The following is a 17,863-nucleotide window of genomic DNA, read 5'->3' as shown; positions in this document are numbered from 1 at the left end:
GTTCAAGGGTGACGCAAAGGGCACCGCGCGGAACATCGGCGATGCAGCAGCCGCGCAGATCGAGAGCAAGTCCGGAAAGCCAAAAGGCTGGATGGATACGGATCACGGCGGAGACGCAATCAATCCTGCAGAAAACGCTTTTATCGAACTCGCCCGCATTGCCTGGCGGACGACGGATGCCAAGGGCCGGCGGCTGCTGATGCAGCTTGCGAAGCGGGGCTTTGGTGGGCAGACTGGAGATGATCTCTCTCTCATGGCCAAGCCCGGTGACAAATGACGAATTTCTGCCGGACCAGATACTGAGGGGTGAGGACTGCAACAACACCGGCGGAACCTCATCTCCGCAAAATCCGCATTAACCGCTCAAAGCCTCGATTTGCAGGTACTTATTTCCTCATTCCAGATCGCAGTCCAGACGGCACAGCGCCGGTGCCATCAAAGAACGCCCCCGCGTTTCCCGTTGGAGCGGCTTTTGATGGCGCGCTTGATGCACTTCAGCAAGCGCTGCTCATCCAGCGGCTTTTCAAGCCACTCCGAGACGCCGAGCGACTGGTTTTCGGCATGCTGCCGGGCCTCTGCAGCGATAACCGACAAGACCAGCACCGGTAGCGTGGCGGTGCGCTTGTTGGCGCGCAGCTCACGAACAACGGTGAGGCCGTTTTCATAAGGCAGCTTGATATCCATCGTCATGGCGGCATACGTCTCCATCTTGAGGTAGTCGCGTGCCTGGTCCGCGGTATGCGCCATGTCCGCGTCGTACCCGCCCTTGTCCATGATCATGCCGATAAGCTTGGCGACATCCGGGTCGTCCTCGCACACCAGCACGCGGGGACGTGCATACAGCCCCACCGGTGCGGTGACAGGGGGTGCTTCGCGCCATTCGGGCAAATCAAAGTAAAACGTGGTTCCCGCATTGCTCTCGGTCGTGAAACCGATGTTGCCTTCCATGCGCTCAAGAATGGCTTTGGAAATGCTCAGGCCAAGTCCAGTCCCGCCTTTCTGGCGGGTGTCGGAGGAGTCGGCCTGCGAGAACTTCTGGAAAATGCGCTGCCGGAATTCGTCGGGAATCCCGGGGCCCTTATCGGAGATCTCCACCCGGGCGCGACGGCCACGCTTGCGCACAGTCACATCGACCGTCCCCTCCGGAGGAGAAAACTTGATGGCATTGGACAACAGGTTGGTCACCACCTGGATCAACCGGTCGCTGTCAACGCAAACCTGCAGGGAATTTTCGGCTTTGTGCAGGGCCAGCTTGACGCCGTGCTGAGCGGCAAAGCCCTCGTTATCTGCCAGGGCCCGCTCCAGCAATGGCTCAAGCTCCTGCGCCTGCAGCTCGAAACGCATCTTCCCTGATTCGATTTTCTCGCTGTCGAGAATGTCATTGATCAGCCGGATCAGCCGCTCGCAATTGCTTTGGGCAATACCTACGAGGTTTTTGGCTTTTTCCGGAATTTCGCCGGCCACACCGCCCCATACCAGTCCCAGTGACCCGCGTATTGACGTCAGCGGCGTGCGCAGCTCATGGCTGACGGTTGAAACAAATTCGGTTTTCATGCGGTCGATACGCTTGAGCTCGGTGACGTCCGTCCCAAGCGAGGAAAACCCGATGACCATGTCCTGCTCATCACCTTCCCCATATCGGGGAAAGTAGTTCATGACGTACTCGCGGCGGTCACCGCCGGCTGTCACATACTCGAACTCATGACGCACCGAGTAACCGGAAAGCGCTTCGCGTACATGCACCCTGACCTGGTCATACAGCTCGGCTCCCAGCACTTCCTGCATCGGCCGGTTCTCGATTTGTTCGGCTTTCAAACCAAACGCTTCTTCGTAGGCGCGGTTGTGGAATTGAAAGCGCTGCCCTCCGTCGATATAGGCAATCAGGGCCGGAACGGTATCGGTCAGCTGGCGCAATTGTTCCTCGCTGTTGYGAAGAGCCTCGGTAATGCGCACGCTCTCGGAGATGTCGTGAATGATGGCCGTGAAAAGTCGCTTTCCGCTCACATTGACATCGCCAAAGGACACATTGACGGGGAATTCGGTCCCGTCGTGGCGCTGGCCCAGGATCTTGACGTCCCACTCCCGGAAGCCGCGCTGGCGGCCGCCCAGCCCGGAGAAAAAGGCGCTAAACCCCATGCGGTACCGCGTCGGCAGCAGCATGGTGACTTCCTGGCCAACCAGGTCTTCGAGCCGGTAACCAAAAAGATGACGCGCTGCGCTGTTCGCGTGGACGATCAGGCCTTCCCCCGTTGCCGTGACCAGCCCTTCGGCCATGCTCTCGGTCACGGCCCGGCTCATGGCTTCGCTGTCCAAAAGCTGCGCCTCAGCACGGCGGCGCTTTTCCTGCGTCCGGAGAATCCTCTGGATCGCCCAGCCAAATATGCTGAGCGACAGCAGCCCGCCCATCAGAATCAGCTGCTTGACGGTTTGAGCAGTCTGGCGGGTTTCGGCCTTGGTGCGTTCAAGGGCTGATTCTTCACCCCCCTTGATACGGCCAACCAGTATCTCGATTTCATCGTGGAGCTGGCGGTTCAGGGGGCCACCCACGATGGCTATAGCGGCTTCCAGACCGGATTGCTGGCGTGCCGTGACGGTCTGTTCCATCAAGCCGACCGTTCGCGTGATCGCATCTTTCAGTGCAAGCCAATCTGCAACGGAGGTGACAACATCCTGGCTAGGCCGCATGCTTTCGAGCGCCTGCTGGATCTGTGCAAGGGACTGCCGGTAGTCAGCCAGGTCGCTGGAGGCATTGGTCAGCAAATAACGCCGCTGCAGGGATTCCGTCGCCTTGAATCCAGAAACCACGCGCTGGAGAACGAGCGCCTTTTCCCGCGCTTCGCTTTCACTCTGCGCATCGCTGATCAGCGAATTGATGGTGACATAGGATGCCGCAATACTCAGGGCGATCAGCACCATTCCGGCACACAGGGCCACGTTGGTGCTTGAGCGAAAGGGCATTTTCATGGCGCTTGGAGCTTCTTCAGGCCTGTTCGCCGCAAAGGCGCGCTATTGGGTGCCCAGCACGGTGCGGACTGCCTGAATCAGTGATTCCGTCTCTACAGGCTTGGTGACATACCCGTCGGCACCACCCGCCAGGCCCTTCAGCACGGACTCCCGCGTTGCCTTGGCGGTCAGCATGATGACCGGAACGTCCTTGAGCACGGGATGGGAGCGAATCCGCAGCAGGATGTCGAAGCCGTCCGCATCCGGAAGCATCACGTCCAGAAGCACCAGATCGGGAATCGGCTGCTTGCGAAATTCCGCCACGATTTCGGCACGGGAACCGGCCGTGCGAACGTCGAACCCCTCGAACGTCAGATAACTTTGCAGGAATTTGGCGAGGTGCTCCTCGTCGTCCACGATAACGACTGACAGGCGCTCGCCAGCTGCGCGGGCACGGGGTGCTCCGCGTTTGCGCGCAATACGCACATAGTAATTGGACTTCTTGAGCGTGGCCGCACAGGAGTCGGCTTCCGCGCCCGCCGCTGTCAGGGCCAACGGGCTGAGGTGGAGTTGAAGCGAGGCCGCAAACGGATCGGGCTGAACCATTTCCACAAGCCCCTTGGCATAGAGCAGATCGAGCGTGCCGTCTACTGTGGCACTGCCTGCTTCACCCATGCTCTGCCGGATCTGCGCAACCGTCAGAATGCCATCAAGGCGCACCAGCAATTCAATCTCAGGCTGCGAAATCGAAGTGGCGGCACTGCGCAGTTCCTGTTGACCTTTGGGTGTAACCGCATATACGTTGTTTGGATGCACTGTGGATGTCCTTTCGCGGGTAACGGGTAACAGTCGTGGCATGAGCCTGAATGCATTCTGATTCTAGTGGCTTGCGATGTAAGGAAACGATACACCTGCAGGCCCGGCCCCTCATGGATCGCTCGCTAAGGGCCTGTGGGGGCCGGATCCGTCGGTGGTAACCCTGACTGCAGCGCGGCAATCAGCTCGCCCAGGGATAACTCCAGTTTCCCCAACAATTCATCCAGACTTTTGCGCGGCAGGCCCTCATTGATGGCCTGCTCAAGCGCAGCCGCATCCGCCGGCACGCTAATGGCGCCGATCTGGGCCGAAACGCCCCGCAGGGAATGGCTGAGCAGTTCGGCATTCTTCAGGTCGCCCGCATCCAGCGCTTCGCGAATGTGCCGGGGAGTATCCCGTCGGCCGTCGAGGTAGCGGCGCAGCATCGACAGGTAGAACCCCTTCATCCCCATTGCGCGGGTCAGGCCGACGCTGAGATCCAGGCCGGCAATGCTCTCAGGCAACGTGGCGTCTGCGGCATCCGCCATGGGAATTCCCGTACCCGGCGTTTTGACGGTATCCCGCGGCGGCGGCTGCAACGTTGGCGGGGTCGCTGTCGCAACAGCCTGCGGCAAGCGCGCCGGTTTCAGCACAGCATAAACCGGAATGGGCTCCGCAAATCCCTTGGCCGTGACGGCAGGCCGCGCTTCGGCCTGGATTTCCGCCTGGACCAGTGCATGGGTTTCACGGGAGATCAGCATCTGGCCGGGCTCTGCGGCCTGCTCAAGCCGCGCGGCAAGGTTCACCTCCCGGCCAATGATGGTGTAGTCCATGCGCAGCTTGCTGCCGAAATTTCCGACATCGCAAAACCCGGAATGAATGCCGATGCGTATTTCAAACGCCTTGTCGATGCCCATCGTTTTCCACCGCACCTGGAGCTCGTCAAGCCGCACCAGCATGGCCACCGCCATCCGGACGCACTGCACGGCATCCTGCTGCCGGCCAAGGGTGTGCGGGTCCCCGAAAAAAATCACGATGGCATCGCCAATGAATTTGTCCAGCGTGGCGCCATAGTCGGCCGCGATTTGCGACATCTCTTCAAAATAGCTGTTCAGCAGGAACGTAACTTCTTCGGGCTGCCATTTACCGGTCGATTCGGTGAAGTTCTTGATGTCCGAAAAAAACACCGTAAGCCATTTGCGCTGCGTCTCGATTTCGGCCTGGCGCGACCCGTCAAAGAGGGACTGGTAGACCTGCGGTGCCAGGTAACGCGACAGTTGTTCTGACAGGGTCTTCAGGCGCTTGGCATTCGCGCTGCGTTCAAGATGCATCCTGACGCGCGCCAACAGGATGGGCGGGCTGACGGGCTTGGTGATGTAGTCGGTGGCCCCCAGGTCCAGCCCATATTGCTCCTCCTCCACRCTGGCAAGCGCCGTCAGGAAGATCACCGGGATATCAGCCGTGCGCGGATCGCCTGCCAGTTGCCGCATCACCTCGTAGCCGTCCATGCCGGGCATCATCACATCCAGCAGGATGATCTCTGGGCGTACCCCCGAAATTGCCGCCTGCAGGCCCTCCTCGCCCGACGCAGCGGCAATCACCTCATACCGGTCCTGCAGCAGCGTCGCGAGGAAATAACGTATGTCCTCGGTATCGTCCACCACCAGGATGCGGGCCCTCCGCGCGGAGGGCGCCTCACCAACCAGCGGCTTCACAGGTTCAGTCATGATGCGGCTCTTCCATGAATGCCGGGCCAGTTGCGGCCCTACCGGTTTTCGGGCAGAGAGATATGGGAGACAGGGGTCTGCATCGTTGCAGTCTGCCTTATTTCACCAGCTCCACCCGCATGGCGTCAATCACCGCCCTGTAGTCGGGTTTCCCGAAAATCGCACTGCCCGCGACAAAGGTATCGGCACCGGCCGATGCCACGCGCGCGATATTGTCGGTCTTGATGCCCCCATCGACTTCCAGGCGAATGTCTTTTCCCGAAGCGTCAATGCGTTTTCTCGCATCTTCTATTTTGCGCAGCGCGGAGTCAATAAAGCTTTGTCCGCCAAAGCCGGGATTGACGCTCATGATCAGGATGAGATCAATATCCTCAATCACCCAGTCCAGCACATCCAGCGGAGAAGCCGGATTGAACACCAGCCCCGCCTTGCAGCCTTTTGCCTTGATGGCCTGCACGCTGCGGTGCACGTGGCCCGACGCCTCGGGATGAAAACTGATGAAGTCGGCGCCTGCATCGGCAAAGGCTGCAGCCAGCGCATCGACGGGCTGCACCATCAGGTGCACATCCACCGGCACGGCCGTGCCATCGGCTTTTTTTGCATGGGGCTTGAGCGCCTGGCAAATCATCGGTCCAAACGTCAGGTTGGGCACATAGTGGTTGTCCATGACGTCGAAGTGGATCCAGTCGGCTCCCGCGGCAATCACGGCCTTGATCTCGTCACCCAGGCGGGCGAAGTCGGCGGACAAAATGGAGGGGGCGATCCGGTAGGTGGGCGGCGTGTTTTTAGGCATGGCAGGGATTGTCGCAGCAAGCCGCCGCCGCGTCATGCCCGCACGCATGACAGGCTCCCCGGCAGGCGGTTAACATGGGCGCCAACCGTTTACCTGCCATGCCCAAATACCAGTTCTCCTGCGAAGTCGTTCCGCAATACCAGCCTGACCAGTCGGCCCCGGAAGACCACATCTACGGGTTTTCCTACACCGTCACGGTGACCAACACCGGGGACGTGACCGCCCAGCTGATTTCCCGCCACTGGATCATCAGCGACGCCAACGGTCACAACGAGGAGGTCAAAGGGCTTGGCGTTGTGGGCCACCAGCCGCTGCTCAAGCCGGGTGAGTCCTTCCAGTACACCAGCGGATCACGCCTGCGCACGCCCACCGGCACCATGCACGGCAGCTATTTTTGTGTGGCCGAAGATGGCGAACGTTTTGACGTACCCATTGCCATGTTCGTTCTGGAAGCACACAACGGCAGCGCCCCGCACGGCCGGGTGCTGCACTGAACGGATGGGTTTGACCGGCTGATGAAGGATCTTGCTTCCCTCCTGAAGGCGCTCGACCCCGACGCCGACCTGGCCCAGCGCCATGTCTGGCTGATCAAGCTTTTCGAGTGGATTCGCGGCGACCAGACTTCCGTGCCTGCGGCCGTGTCACGGGTACAGGCGTTGATGGACGCCGTGGAGATGCAGCCCGAAGTGCGCACACGGCTGCAAGCCTGGTGGCAAACGCTGATGCAGACCGTTGACATCACCACCTTGCTGGCCGACTTCGGCTTTGCTCCGCGCACGGCGTTTGTCAGCGAGCTGGCCGAACGCCTGCGTCGCAAGCTGCTTCCCGGAACACCCGAAACCACCGATGCTTCGGAGCTTTTCCCGCTGGTCGCTCCCACGCGCTTCGATGCCCAGTGGATGGGCGCACTGGAAGATGCCCAGATCAGCCGCCTGACGCAGCTGCTGTCGGCCAGCCCAAAGCTGGATGCACTGCACTGGCAATACAGCCTGATGGACGCCCTGACGTATTGCACTGCGCAGATTCGCGCCACCGGTTTTGCGCCGGAGCTGCGGCTGCGCATGAACCGCGCCACGCCACACGCCCGGGCCTTCCATGCCCTGCCCGCTGATATTGACGAGCTGCGCAACGCGTTCTTCAAGCCTGACCGGAACGAAGCCCAGCTGCAATCCGCCATCGCACAGTACCGTGAGCGACTGGACGCCTGCCGCCAGGCCGTCAACAGCATTTACGTGCACCTTGAAGACCACGGCATCTCCGTCGGCATGGTGTTTCGCCTGCGCCAGTTACGCGAACGCATCCTGCGCGTGCGCGAACTGCTGGACGCCCTGCTTTCGGCCAAACCCGGCATGGCTGCGCTGAAACTGCTGACGCGCCGCGTCATCACGGCGCAGGAGAGCAAAAGCATAGGCGCGCTGATCAGCGCCAACTCCACGCTGCTGTCGGCCAAGATGGCTGAGCGCAGCGCAGAGACCGGGGAAACCTACATCACCCGTACCCGCGAGGAATACCGCGAAATGCTGGGCAAGGCCATGGGCGGCGGAGCGATCACCGCTTTCACCACGCTCCTGAAATTCATGGTCGTCGCCGTTGGTCTTTCTGCCTTCTGGGGCGGCTTCTGGTCCAGCGTCGTCTATGCCGGCAGCTTTGTTGTCATCCAGCTGCTGCATTTCACATTGGCCACCAAGCAGCCTGCCATGACCGCACCGGCGATGGCGGCCAAGCTCAAGGACATCGGTTCGGTCGATACGACCGGCCCCATTGAAGCGTTTGTCGACGAGGTGACACACCTGGTGCGTTCGCAAGTTGCGGCGGTGTGCGGCAATGTATTCATGGTCGTTCCGGCCGTGCTGCTCGTCAACACGCTGATCCAGGTCGTTCTGGGCCGGCCCATGATCAGCGTCGCCGACGCGCACCACGTGCTGGAAACCCTCACCGTGATGGGCCCCGCCCTGCTATGGGCCGGGTTCACCGGCGGCATCCTGTTCGCAGCCAGCATGATCGGGGGCTGGACCGAGAACTGGTTTGTACTGCATCATCTTGACTCGGCGATGCGCCACAACCCGCGTATCACTTCCGTGCTGGGCGGCGAGCGCGCTGCGCGCTGGTCCGGCTTCATGCGCGACAACATTTCGGGTTTCGCGTCCAACATCGCACTGGGTTTCATGCTCGGCCTCATACCGGCCTTCACCGGTTTCTTCGGGCTTGAACTCCAGGCCCGCCACGTCACCCTGTCAACCGGACAACTGGCGGCGGCCGGCGCCTCTCTCGGGCTCGAAGCATTCCGGCACTGGCAAATCTGGTCCTGCATCCTTGCCATTCCCCTGATAGGCGCGCTCAACCTCGGTGTGAGTTTTTACCTGGCGTTTCGTCTGGCCCTGCAGGCGCACAACGTGAGCAACCTGGACCGGGCCCGCATACGCATCGCCATCTGGGCACGCCTGCGCAGCCACCCGCGCAGCTTCTTCATGCCCTAAAAGCTGGCTCCCCCTGTCCAGGCTCACTTCGTGTAGCCTGTTCCCCCCTCAAGGGGGCGGCGCCTGGGGCCGGCGAAGCCGGACCCTCGGCCCCCACTGGTGAAATACCCCCGCTGCATACGCCCTGAATCTTCACGCCAGCATGAGCCGTGGAACCGGCTTTGCCGGGCCACAGGCGGGCGGCCCCCTCGGGGGGCAGGGAGCGACACGCAGTGCGCGACCGTGGGGGCCACATTCAGGTTTTGTCCTACAGGTCCCGCCGCGAGGCGCCTGTAAATTAATGCAACGTTTCTTTTCAGGAACACCACCGGGCTTCATGCCGCCAAGGCTGGCCACTCAACGCGCAACATGCCGCAGACACAGGGCATGCTTGTAGAAGAAGTCCTGACGACAGTGGAGACAACCCCGTATGAACGAAATTCTGGCCATATGGGCTGAGTGGATCAAGCCGTCGGCAGGTTTGCCGACCGTGCAATGGTCCATTCTGCTGGCGGTAGCGGCTGCTGCCGGCCACCTCGCCAACCGCTACACAGGCCTGCCCAAGGTCATCGGCTATTCACTCGTCGGCGGGCTGGCCGGACTGGCCGGTTTTACCGGCGCCGTGTGGCCATTGCAGGGCACCGGGCTTTTCCTGCTGGAGCTGGGCGTTGCCGTGGTGCTGTTTGAAGCGGGCGGGCGCATTCCGCTGCGCTGGTTTCGCCACAACCCCATGGTGCTGGTGCAAAGCCTGGCTGAATCTGCCCTCACCTATGTTTTTGTCCACTGGGCCCTGAGCAAGCTGGGCGTGCGCGAGATCGTTGCGGAGTCGCTCGCGCTGCTGGCCATGGCCGCATCACCGGCCGTTCTCTCGCGTGTGGCGATCGACACAGGTGCCGCCGGACCGGTGACGGAACGCGCCCTGGTGCTGTCAACGCTGGGCACCCTGTATGCCCTCACGCTGTGCAGCGCCCGCGCCGGCCTGATGCCGCGGGGCGAAGCCGCGCTGTCAAGCCCGCTCTACGCAGTGCTGGTGGTGCTGGGCCTGTCCGTCGTGGTCGGCGCTGTGCTCGCCCTCACATTGCGCATCGCCTTGCGAGTGATGAGCCCCACCAGCGAGAACACCGCCATCCTGCTGCTGGCACTGATCGCCACAGGCGCGGCGCTTGCAGCCCACTTCGGCGGCTCGGCGCCGCTGGCGGCCCTGCTGGGCGGCATGCTGCTCAAGCAACTGAACCCGCGCCCCTGGTCATGGCCGCGGCAGATGGGCACGGCCTCGTCGATGCTGACCATGTTGATGTTTGTGCTGGTCTCCGTGGTCGCCGCGCAAGCAGACTGGAGCGGGCCTGTTGCCGGGCTCGTCATCGGCATGGTCGTGGCCCGCATGGTTGCCAAGATTACCGGTGTCGCCATCGGTAACGTGGGCAGCGGCGCCAGCTGGAAGCAGGCCCTCTGGGTCGGCTGCGCGATGTCGCCGATGTCATCGGTGGCGCTGCTGCTGGTTTCACAGTTTGCGGCGGCCTCGGGCGCCACGGGGCGTCAGATTGCCAGCGTGGCCCTGCCTGCAATCTTGCTGATGGAAGTGCTGGGTGCCGTGCTCRCCACCGTGGCCATCTACCGCTCGGGCGAAAGCTCCAAACCCTGGGCGCCGCTCACACGCAGCCCTTCAACAGGACCTGTTCATGAGTCTTGAACCTTTCCAGAAGTCCGCAGCCCTCTCGCTGGGTGTCGAGCTTGAACTGCAGCTCGTCAATACCCACGACTATGACCTCGCGCCGTATGCCGAAGACATGCTGCGCCTGATGGCCAAAATTCCGCTACCCGGCGCCGTGGTGCCGGAGATGACGTCCAGCATGATCGAGATCTCGACCGGCGTGTGCCATAACGCCTCGGAGGTGCTGGGCCAGCTTTCGCAGATTCGCGACGCGCTCGTCAAGAGCGCCGACAAGCTCAACATTGCGGTGGTGGGCGGCGGCACGCATCCGTTTCAGCAATGGCACGAGCGCCGCATTTACGACAAACCGCGCTTTCGCGAACTGTCGGAGCTGTACGGCTACCTTTCCAAGCAGTTCACGATCTTCGGCCAGCACGTGCACGTGGGCTGCCCCGACGCCGACAGTGCCCTGCTGACGCTGCACCGCATGTCGCGCTATATCCCGCACTTCATTGCCCTGTCGGCATCTTCGCCTTACGTGCAGGGGCAAGACACAGCGTTTGATTCGGCGCGCCTCAACTCCGTGTTTGCCTTCCCGCTATCGGGCCGTGCACCGTTTGCCCTGACGTGGGACGACTTCACCGTGTACTTCGACAAGATGACGCGCACCGGCGTGGTCAAGAGCATGAAGGACTTTTACTGGGACATCCGGCCCAAGCCGGAGTTCGGCACCATCGAGATCCGCGTGTTCGACACCCCGCTGACCGTGGAGCGTGCCACCGCGCTGGCCGGCTTTGTGCAGTCACTGGCCTCCTGGTTCATGCACGAACAGCCCTTCATGCCGGTCGAGGACGACTACCTGGTCTACACCTACAACCGCTTCCAGGCCTGCCGCTTCGGGCTGGACGCAGTCTATGTCGACCCGGCCACGGGCGGGCACATGCCGCTGCGCGAGCACATCCTGCTGACCATGGCACAGATTGAACGCCATGCCACCGGCATGGGTGCCGGTGCGTCGCTGCACCTGCTGCGCAACAGCGTGGAGCGTGCCGACAATGACGCCCGCTGGCTGCGCGAAAAGCAGGGCGAGGAACACCTGCTGGCCGAAGTCATACGCCAGGCGGCCGACCGTTTCCGCGGTGGCGTCACGCACCAACAACATCCCTGATCCGGCTTTGCCGGATACCCTTGTATGCTCGGCATATGGGTGAATTTGACCTGATCGCACGCTATTTCACGCGTCCCGCCGGCCGGGCCGTCCTGGGTGTCGGTGACGACTGTGCATTGCTGCAGCCCGCGCCCGGCACACAACTGGCCATCTCCAGCGACATGCTGGTCGAGGGCCGGCATTTCTTTGCAGATGTAGATCCTTTTACCTTGGGCCACAAGGCGCTGGCCGTCAACCTCAGCGACCTCGCCGCCTGCGGCGCCCAGCCCCTGGCATTCACACTGGCCCTGGCCTTGCCCCTTATCGACGACGCCTGGCTGGCCGCGTTTTCGCAAGGCCTGCTGTCGCTGGCCGATGCGCACGGCTGCGAACTGGTGGGCGGCGACACCACCCAGGGGCCGCTCAACATCTGCATCACGGTGTTCGGCGAAGTGCCTGTGGTCGGCGGCAAGAGCCAGGCATTGCTGCGCTCCGGCGCAAAGCCCGGCGACGACATCTATGTCAGCGGCACGCTGGGTGACGCCCGGCTTGCCCTGGAGGCGCTGCGCGGCGCCCTGGCCCTGCCTCCAGGCGTCCTTGCACAGACCCGCCAGCGGCTCGAACAACCCACGCCGCGCGTCGCCCTCGGCCTGGCCCTGCGGGGTGTTGCCTCTGGAGCCATCGACGTGAGCGACGGCCTGCTGGGTGACTTGCAACACATCCTCAAGGCATCCGGCGCCGGCGCTACCATCGACACCTCACTTACTATCAATTTAATAGCTGTCCGCGCTTGTCCTGATTGGGCCGAAGGCACAATTCCCCATGAAAAGCAGCTGGAATGCGTACTGGCAGGCGGGGATGATTATGAGCTCGCCTTCACCGCGCCGCCCTCCGCGCGTGAGGCCGTACGGGCAGCTTCACGGCTTGCCGCAACGCCCGTCACCCGCATCGGGAAAATCGACTCCCAGCCAGGCCTTCGACTGATTGATGCACAAGGAAAAGCTGTTTCGCAGCGCTTCTCCTCGTTTGATCACTTTGTCGGGAAATAGACAAGGAAAGACAGCGCGTTTGCGCGCCGGCACCGGCGTGGTTCAGGTCCCCGTCTGTTTGCGCAGCCGGGCGTGGCGCGCCAGACTCTGTACAAACCGGGTTGCTGCCCGCAGGGCGGCCGGCGCGGCCCCGTTGCCGAAATTCTCCACGGCCTCGCGGCGTAGTTGCCTCGCACGCTGCCCGGCCAGATCGATCAGGCGGTTGTGCTCGTCAAGCGAAAGGGTGCGGTTCATGATGTTTTCCTTTTCTGTCCCCGGGGTTTGCGGGGGGTGAAAGCACTGTAGGAAAAGCACGGCCCGCCGGAAACGGCATGGTCCGCAAATGGGTCTTGCGCTGGCTGCAAAGCCACCCGCAGGCCCTGTACTGGTTACCATTGACCCATGCGCAACCTTGGCTTCGACGACATGCTCCTCTTTGCCCGCGTGGCCGAGCTGGGCACCCTCTCGGCCGTTGCCCGCGAACGCGACGTACCGGTCAGCCAGGTTTCGCGCAGCCTGAGCCGCATCGAAAAAGCCTGCGGTACGCGCCTGATCCATCGCTCCACGCACGGTTTGGCGCCCACCGCAGAGGGCGAAACCTTTCTGCAGTACTGCCGCCGCATCGTGGGAACGCTCGACGAACTGGAAGGCGAATTTGCCAGCCAGTCGCGGCAAGCCACCGGCTGGGTGCGTGTGGCGGCCAGCACGGTGGTCGCCCAGTACCTGCTGGCGCCCAGTTTTGACAGCCTGCACCGGCGCCACCCGCAGCTGTGCGTGGACCTCCAGGTGGAAGACCGGCTGGTGGACATGGCGCGCGACGGCATCGACATCGCGATTCGCACAGGCACCCCGGTAACCGACACAGTCGTTGCACGGCAAATCGGTGCGCTGGGCCGGCGCCTGTATGCTGCGCCGGGCTACCTTCAGGCCTACGGAACACCCCGGCACCCCGATGAGCTGCACAACCACCGGCTGATCACCAACAGCGGCGTGCCCATGCTCAACCACTGGCCCTTCGTGATTGACGGGAAACCCAGCGTGATCGTGCCCAAGGCATCCTGGCGCTCCGACAATACCGGCATGACCGCCACGCTCACGCTGCAGGGCTTGGGCATTTCACGCTGCGCCACGCTGGTCGCCGAACCCCTGGTGCGCCAGGGCTTGCTCGCCCCCGTGCTTGCGGACTTTGTCGACGACCAGCCCAGCCCGATTTACGCCGTCACACTCACCAACCGCCACCGCCTGCCCAAAATCAAGGCCTGCATCGACCATTGGGCCGAGTGGCTGGAAAAAACCAGCGCGGCCCCAGCTTCATGACCATGACATCCGAATTCACCCCCCCACCAGAAGCCCCCAGCCCGGCGCGGTTCCGGCCCAATGTCCGGTTCCTGCTGTCGCATCCTGCGCATTTCATCGCCCTCGGTTTCGGCTCGGGCCTGAGCCCGGTGGCGCCCGGCACGGCCGGCACACTCTGGGCCTGGCTGGCTTTTCTGGTGCTGCAGCAGTGGCTGTCGCCGGCCGACATGGGTTGGCTGATTGCCGCCTCTACCCTGATTGGCTGGTGGGCCTGCACCGTCACCGCGAAGGCCATGAACGTGCTCGACCCCGGCAACATCGTCTGGGACGAAGTGGTGGCCTTCTGGCTGGTGTTGTGGCTGGTCATGCCGGCGGGCTTCGAAGCGCAGCTCGCCGCGTTTTTGCTGTTTCGCTTTTTTGACGCCGTGAAGCCCGGCCCGGTGGCATGGGCTGATCAGGCTTTCAAGGGCTTTAGCTGGCGCGGCGGCTTCGGGATTTTGTTTGACGACTTCGTGGCGGCGTTCTGCGCCCTGCTGGTGATCGCCTTCTGGAGATTCTGGTGAGCAGCACATTGCTATCAAAAGAGGAGCTGCTTGCGCCCGTCTCTATTGCCTTGGTGGCCGATTTATTGCTCAAAAAGGGCTGGATGCTCGCCACGGCCGAAAGCTGCACCGGCGGCATGATTTCGGCGGTGTGCACCGACCTGGCGGGCTCCAGCGCCTGGTTCGAGCGCGGCTTTGTCACCTATTCCAACGAAGCGAAAAACGAACTGCTGGGTGTCGACGCTGCGCTGATTACCGTGCACGGCGCTGTCAGCGAGGAAGTGGCCCGTGCGATGGCTTCCGGCGCCCTGGGCCACTCCCGTGCGCAAGTGTCRGTGGCCGTCACTGGAGTGGCCGGCCCGACAGGCGGCAGTGCCGCCAAGCCTGTCGGTACGGTATGGTTTGGTTTTGCGCTGCCCGGCCGGCTGGTGTCTGAAGTCCGGCGCTTTGACGGCGACCGTGCCGCGGTGCGCAGCGCCACGGTGCAGCATGCGCTGCAGCGGCTGCTGCAATTGCTGCGCGAAGCCGGCTGACGCGTGAGCGACGCCGGMCCCTACCAAAGCGCTATAGAGTCGCGAAGCCACGAGGCCACCCGAAAACAACCACCCAGGAGACACCATGCACCCCAACCAGGCCACCCTCGAGAAGTTTTACAGCGCTTTTACACGGCTGGATTCCGACACCATGGCGACCTGCTACGCCCCGGACGCCGCTTTCGACGACGCGGCGTTTTCACTGCGGGGGCACCGCGAGGTCACCGGCATGTGGCACATGCTGTGCGACGCCACAAAAGCCAAGGGCATGGATGTCTGGAAACTCACCTACAGCGGGCTGGAAGCCGGCGCGAGCACGGGAAAATCACACTGGGATGCCTACTACCGCTTCAGCGCCACTGGGCGCATGGTGCACAACAGCATTGACGGCGCGTTTGAATTCAATGAACAGGGCCTGATCACGCGGCACCGTGATCACTTTGATTTCTGGACCTGGTCGCGGCAGGCGCTGGGCGCGCCCGGCCTGCTGCTGGGCTGGACGCCCTTCCTGCGCAACAAGGTGCGCGCGCAGGCGGCAGCAAATCTGCAAAAATACTTGGCCCAACGCAAGAGTTGATCCAAACGGGAGTTTTCATGTCCTGGTTTGACGGTTTTGAATCACGCAGCTTTGAGGTCAACGGCGCGTCCATCAGCGCGCGGTTTTCCCGGGTCGTGCCGGGCGATCCGCTGCGCCCGGCCCTGTTGCTGCTGCATGGTTTCCCGCAGTCGCATGTGATGTGGCACCGCGTGGCGCAACGCCTGGCAAAACACTACTTCCTGGTCATGCCCGATTTGCGGGGTTACGGAGACTCTTCCAAAACCGCAGGCCTGCCCGACCACAGCAACTACAGCAAACGCAACATGGCGCACGACATGGTCGGGGTGATGGATGCCCTRGGTGTGGACCGCTTTTACCTCAGCGGCCACGACCGCGGCGGGCGTGTGGCGCACCGGCTGGCGCTGGACTATGCGGCACGCGTGCAAAAACTCTGCATCATCGACATCGCCCCCACACTGGACATGTATGAAGGCCGCAGCATGACGGAGCCCTACATGGCGTTTGCGCGTGCCTACTACCACTGGTTCCATATGTTGCAGCCGGCGCCGCTGCCCGAAATCATGATGGGCGCCAACCATCCCGAAACCGCCAAAGCCTACCTGCACGCCAAGCTAGGCGGCTGGGGCAGCGCGGGGCTCAATTACATCGAACCTCAGGCCCTGGCCGAATATGAACGCTGCTTTTGCAACGCCGAAGCGCTGCATGCGGCCTGCGAAGACTACCGGGCAAGCGCCGGGATTGACCTGGACCACGACCGCGAAAGCCGCGCGCAGCACCTGAAGGTGGTCTGCGATTTGCTGCTCCTGTGGGGCGAACGCGGTGTGGTGCACCGGATGTTCGATCCGCTGGCGCTGTGGGAGGCGCAATGCAGCGGCGAGGTCTCGGGCCATGCCATGGCGGCGGGCCATTTCATCCCCGAGGAACAGCCCGTGGCGACGGCCACCGCGCTGCACAACTTCTTTCGCTGACTTCAAGGGGCGGCCATGTCGACTTACACGGCAGAGGTTTTGTGGGAAATCAATGGCGGCGATTTCCCGGGAAACCGCTACAGCCGCAGGCACCTGATCCGCTTCGACGGAGGCCTCGAAGTGCCGGGCTCTTCTTCACCGCATGTAGTGCCCCTGCCGATGTCGGACGCGTCAGCCATGGACCCGGAAGAGGCATTCGTCGCCTCGCTGTCGAGCTGCCACATGCTGTGGTTTTTGTCGATCGCGGCCAAACGCAAGTTTTCCGTGACACGCTACTTTGATGCGGCCAGTGGTGTGATGGAAAAGAACGCGGAAGGAAAAGTCGCCATGACCACCGTCACCTTGCGGCCTGACGTGGCGTTTGCCGGTGAACGCATGCCGACACGCGCCGAGATCGACAAGCTGCACCACGAGGCCCACGACGCCTGCTTCATCGCGAACTCGGTGAAAACCGATGTGCGCTGCGAGCCTGTGTATGGCGACGCATGACTGACCGCAGGCCGTTGCTGATCGCTCTCGGCCTGCTGGTACTGGCCGCGCTGGTGTGGTCGGGGATGGCGCCGTATGACCGGGGCACCTGGATGCTCGAGGTGGCGCCCGCCGTCATCGCCGCACCGGTACTGCTGGCCACGGGCCGGCGCTACCCGCTGACGACCTTGCTGTACGTGCTGATTGCGCTGCACATGCTGGTGCTGATCATGGGTGGCGCCTACACCTATGCCAGGGTGCCGCCGGGTTTCTGGCTGCAGGACTTGTTTCACCTGGGCCGCAACCCTTACGACAAGATCGGCCACTTCATGCAGGGGCTGGTGCCTGCGATGGTGGCACGCGAGGTATTGCTGCAGCGCGGCTACCTGGGCAGCCGCCGCATGGCAGGGTTTCTGTCAGTGTGCGTGGCCATGGCCATCAGCGCGGTGTATGAACTGGTGGAGTGGTGGGCCGCCTTGGCGCTGGGTCAGGGCGCGGATGAATTTCTGGGAACCCAGGGGGATCCCTGGGACACGCAGTCGGACATGTTCATGGCCTTGATCGGAGCTGCGGTGGCGATCACGCTGCTGGGCCGGTGGCATGACCGGCAAATGCGCAAGCTGTCGGGCTTGCAGGAACTTTGGCCGCAGGGCAATTGGGCTGGGCGCTAGTCGCTATTGAATTCATAGCAATCGGGTGGAGTCCATCTGGAAGGCAGCTCTTCCTCTTGCGACCTCATGCCCTGCGTGCCAACCCTGCCAGAATCCCCCCATGCAATTTTTCAAAGACCTCAACCTCGCCGCCTTCACCGCGGGCTTCGTCGCAGTCCTGGTCGGCTTCACCAGCTCGGTTGCCATCGTCTTTCAGGCAGCCCTTGCCTTCAACGCCACGCCTGCCGAGATTGCCTCGTGGATGTGGGCGCTCGGCATCGGCATGGGTTTGTGCTCTCTTGTGCCG

At 62.6% G+C, this 17,863-nt stretch carries 18 protein-coding genes and 1 pseudogene; 14 read left to right on the top strand and 5 right to left on the bottom strand.

The features are described 5' to 3' along the window. A pseudogene (locus AC1D1P_RS02950) lies at nt 1-277 on the top strand (hypothetical protein); the annotation flags it as partial. A gap of 158 nt (nt 278-435) precedes the next feature. Here AC1D1P_RS02950 and AC1D1P_RS02945 read toward each other — a convergent pair. The 4 genes from AC1D1P_RS02945 to rpe all read right to left on the bottom strand — a co-directional run bounded on the left by AC1D1P_RS02945 (nt 436) and on the right by rpe (nt 6,258). After that, nucleotides 436-2,964, bottom strand: a complete 2,529-nt coding sequence (locus AC1D1P_RS02945) for a PAS domain S-box protein (RefSeq protein WP_477672038.1) — start codon at nt 2,962-2,964, stop codon at nt 436-438. A 42-nt stretch (nt 2,965-3,006) separates the two neighbouring features. Beyond that, a complete protein-coding gene (locus tag AC1D1P_RS02940) occupies nt 3,007-3,759 on the bottom strand; it encodes a response regulator (protein ID WP_477670718.1) in 753 nt (250 codons plus the stop codon). A 125-nt stretch (nt 3,760-3,884) separates the two neighbouring features. Then, nucleotides 3,885-5,465 carry an adenylate/guanylate cyclase domain-containing protein gene (locus AC1D1P_RS02935; RefSeq protein WP_477672037.1) on the bottom strand — a complete coding sequence of 527 codons (1,581 nt, stop codon included), beginning with the start codon at nt 5,463-5,465 and terminating at the stop codon, nt 3,885-3,887. A 97-nt stretch (nt 5,466-5,562) separates the two neighbouring features. Further along, nucleotides 5,563-6,258: a ribulose-phosphate 3-epimerase gene (gene rpe, locus AC1D1P_RS02930; protein WP_457282302.1), complete on the bottom strand. Its 696-nt coding sequence runs from the start codon at nt 6,256-6,258 to the stop codon at nt 5,563-5,565. Between the two features lie 98 nt (nt 6,259-6,356). On the opposite strand from rpe, the gene apaG reads away from it, so the two are divergent. The 5 genes from apaG (at nt 6,357) to thiL (ending at nt 12,561) form a co-directional block, all read left to right on the top strand. Continuing rightward, complete coding sequence (apaG, locus tag AC1D1P_RS02925; RefSeq protein ID WP_457282449.1) at nt 6,357-6,752, top strand: Co2+/Mg2+ efflux protein ApaG; 396 nt, start codon at nt 6,357-6,359, stop codon at nt 6,750-6,752. A gap of 21 nt (nt 6,753-6,773) precedes the next feature. Continuing rightward, nucleotides 6,774-8,735, top strand: coding sequence for a site-specific recombinase (locus AC1D1P_RS02920; protein WP_457282303.1), 1,962 nt, complete (start codon nt 6,774-6,776; stop codon nt 8,733-8,735). A 409-nt stretch (nt 8,736-9,144) separates the two neighbouring features. Then, nucleotides 9,145-10,404 carry a cation:proton antiporter gene (locus AC1D1P_RS02915; RefSeq protein ID WP_477672036.1) on the top strand — a complete coding sequence of 420 codons (1,260 nt, stop codon included), beginning with the start codon at nt 9,145-9,147 and terminating at the stop codon, nt 10,402-10,404. Beyond that, a complete protein-coding gene (locus AC1D1P_RS02910; RefSeq protein ID WP_457282305.1) occupies nt 10,394-11,533 on the top strand; it encodes a YbdK family carboxylate-amine ligase in 1,140 nt (379 codons plus the stop codon). Before AC1D1P_RS02915 ends, AC1D1P_RS02910 begins: the two co-directional genes overlap by 11 nt. 35 nt (nt 11,534-11,568) lie before the next feature. Next, nucleotides 11,569-12,561: a thiamine-phosphate kinase gene (gene thiL, locus AC1D1P_RS02905; protein ID WP_477672035.1), complete on the top strand. Its 993-nt coding sequence runs from the start codon at nt 11,569-11,571 to the stop codon at nt 12,559-12,561. A gap of 42 nt (nt 12,562-12,603) precedes the next feature. Here the strand turns inward: thiL and AC1D1P_RS02900 are convergent, their stop codons facing one another. Continuing rightward, entirely contained in the window at nt 12,604-12,795 is a 192-nt protein-coding gene (locus AC1D1P_RS02900; protein WP_477672034.1) for a hypothetical protein, read from the bottom strand. A 147-nt stretch (nt 12,796-12,942) separates the two neighbouring features. Here AC1D1P_RS02900 and AC1D1P_RS02895 point away from each other — a divergent pair, with 147 nt between their 5' ends. The 8 genes from AC1D1P_RS02895 to AC1D1P_RS02860 all read left to right on the top strand — a co-directional run. Beyond that, nucleotides 12,943-13,857, top strand: a complete 915-nt coding sequence (locus AC1D1P_RS02895; protein ID WP_477672033.1) for a LysR family transcriptional regulator — start codon at nt 12,943-12,945, stop codon at nt 13,855-13,857. Nucleotides 13,858-13,859: 2 nt separating this feature from the next. After that, complete coding sequence (locus AC1D1P_RS02890) at nt 13,860-14,399, top strand: phosphatidylglycerophosphatase A family protein (protein ID WP_477670712.1); 540 nt, start codon at nt 13,860-13,862, stop codon at nt 14,397-14,399. Further along, entirely contained in the window at nt 14,396-14,911 is a 516-nt protein-coding gene (locus AC1D1P_RS02885; protein WP_477672032.1) for a CinA family protein, read from the top strand. Before AC1D1P_RS02890 ends, AC1D1P_RS02885 begins: the two co-directional genes overlap by 4 nt. An 85-nt stretch (nt 14,912-14,996) precedes the next feature. Continuing rightward, a complete protein-coding gene (locus AC1D1P_RS02880; protein ID WP_477670710.1) occupies nt 14,997-15,488 on the top strand; it encodes a nuclear transport factor 2 family protein in 492 nt (163 codons plus the stop codon). Nucleotides 15,489-15,505: 17 nt separating this feature from the next. Continuing rightward, on the top strand, nt 15,506-16,438 hold the full coding sequence (locus AC1D1P_RS02875) for an alpha/beta fold hydrolase (RefSeq protein ID WP_477672031.1): 933 nt from the start codon (nt 15,506-15,508) through the stop codon (nt 16,436-16,438). Nucleotides 16,439-16,453: 15 nt separating this feature from the next. Beyond that, the gene (locus tag AC1D1P_RS02870) at nt 16,454-16,927 is read left to right on the top strand and encodes an OsmC family protein (RefSeq protein ID WP_477670708.1); all 474 of its coding nucleotides are present in this window, start codon (nt 16,454-16,456) and stop codon (nt 16,925-16,927) included. Next, nucleotides 16,924-17,577 (top strand): DUF2238 domain-containing protein, encoded by a 654-nt coding sequence (locus tag AC1D1P_RS02865; protein ID WP_477670707.1) that lies wholly within the window; start codon nt 16,924-16,926, stop codon nt 17,575-17,577. Before AC1D1P_RS02870 ends, AC1D1P_RS02865 begins: the two co-directional genes overlap by 4 nt. Before the next feature lie 100 nt (nt 17,578-17,677). After that, nucleotides 17,678-17,863, top strand: a 186-nt coding sequence (locus AC1D1P_RS02860; RefSeq protein WP_477672030.1) for a benzoate/H(+) symporter BenE family transporter, incomplete at its 3' end; no start/stop codon positions are given.

The organism is Polaromonas sp. P1_E1_2, assembly GCF_056406035.1.
The sequence above is the reverse complement of the archived record's forward strand: the minus strand, read 5'-3'. Positions and strand labels throughout refer to the sequence as shown.

Coding starts and splice junctions, on each gene's coding strand:
- rpe (WP_457282302.1), bottom strand. CDS start 6,258: ATGCCTAAAAACACGCCGCCCACCTACCGGATCGCCCCCTCCATTTTG.
- apaG (WP_457282449.1), top strand. CDS start 6,357: ATGCCCAAATACCAGTTCTCCTGCGAAGTCGTTCCGCAATACCAGCCT.
- AC1D1P_RS02920 (WP_457282303.1), top strand. CDS start 6,774: ATGAAGGATCTTGCTTCCCTCCTGAAGGCGCTCGACCCCGACGCCGAC.
- AC1D1P_RS02910 (WP_457282305.1), top strand. CDS start 10,394: ATGAGTCTTGAACCTTTCCAGAAGTCCGCAGCCCTCTCGCTGGGTGTC.
- thiL (WP_477672035.1), top strand. CDS start 11,569: ATGGGTGAATTTGACCTGATCGCACGCTATTTCACGCGTCCCGCCGGC.
- AC1D1P_RS02900 (WP_477672034.1), bottom strand. CDS start 12,795: ATGAACCGCACCCTTTCGCTTGACGAGCACAACCGCCTGATCGATCTG.
- AC1D1P_RS02895 (WP_477672033.1), top strand. CDS start 12,943: ATGCGCAACCTTGGCTTCGACGACATGCTCCTCTTTGCCCGCGTGGCC.
- AC1D1P_RS02890 (WP_477670712.1), top strand. CDS start 13,860: ATGACATCCGAATTCACCCCCCCACCAGAAGCCCCCAGCCCGGCGCGG.
- AC1D1P_RS02880 (WP_477670710.1), top strand. CDS start 14,997: ATGCACCCCAACCAGGCCACCCTCGAGAAGTTTTACAGCGCTTTTACA.
- AC1D1P_RS02870 (WP_477670708.1), top strand. CDS start 16,454: ATGTCGACTTACACGGCAGAGGTTTTGTGGGAAATCAATGGCGGCGAT.
- AC1D1P_RS02865 (WP_477670707.1), top strand. CDS start 16,924: ATGACTGACCGCAGGCCGTTGCTGATCGCTCTCGGCCTGCTGGTACTG.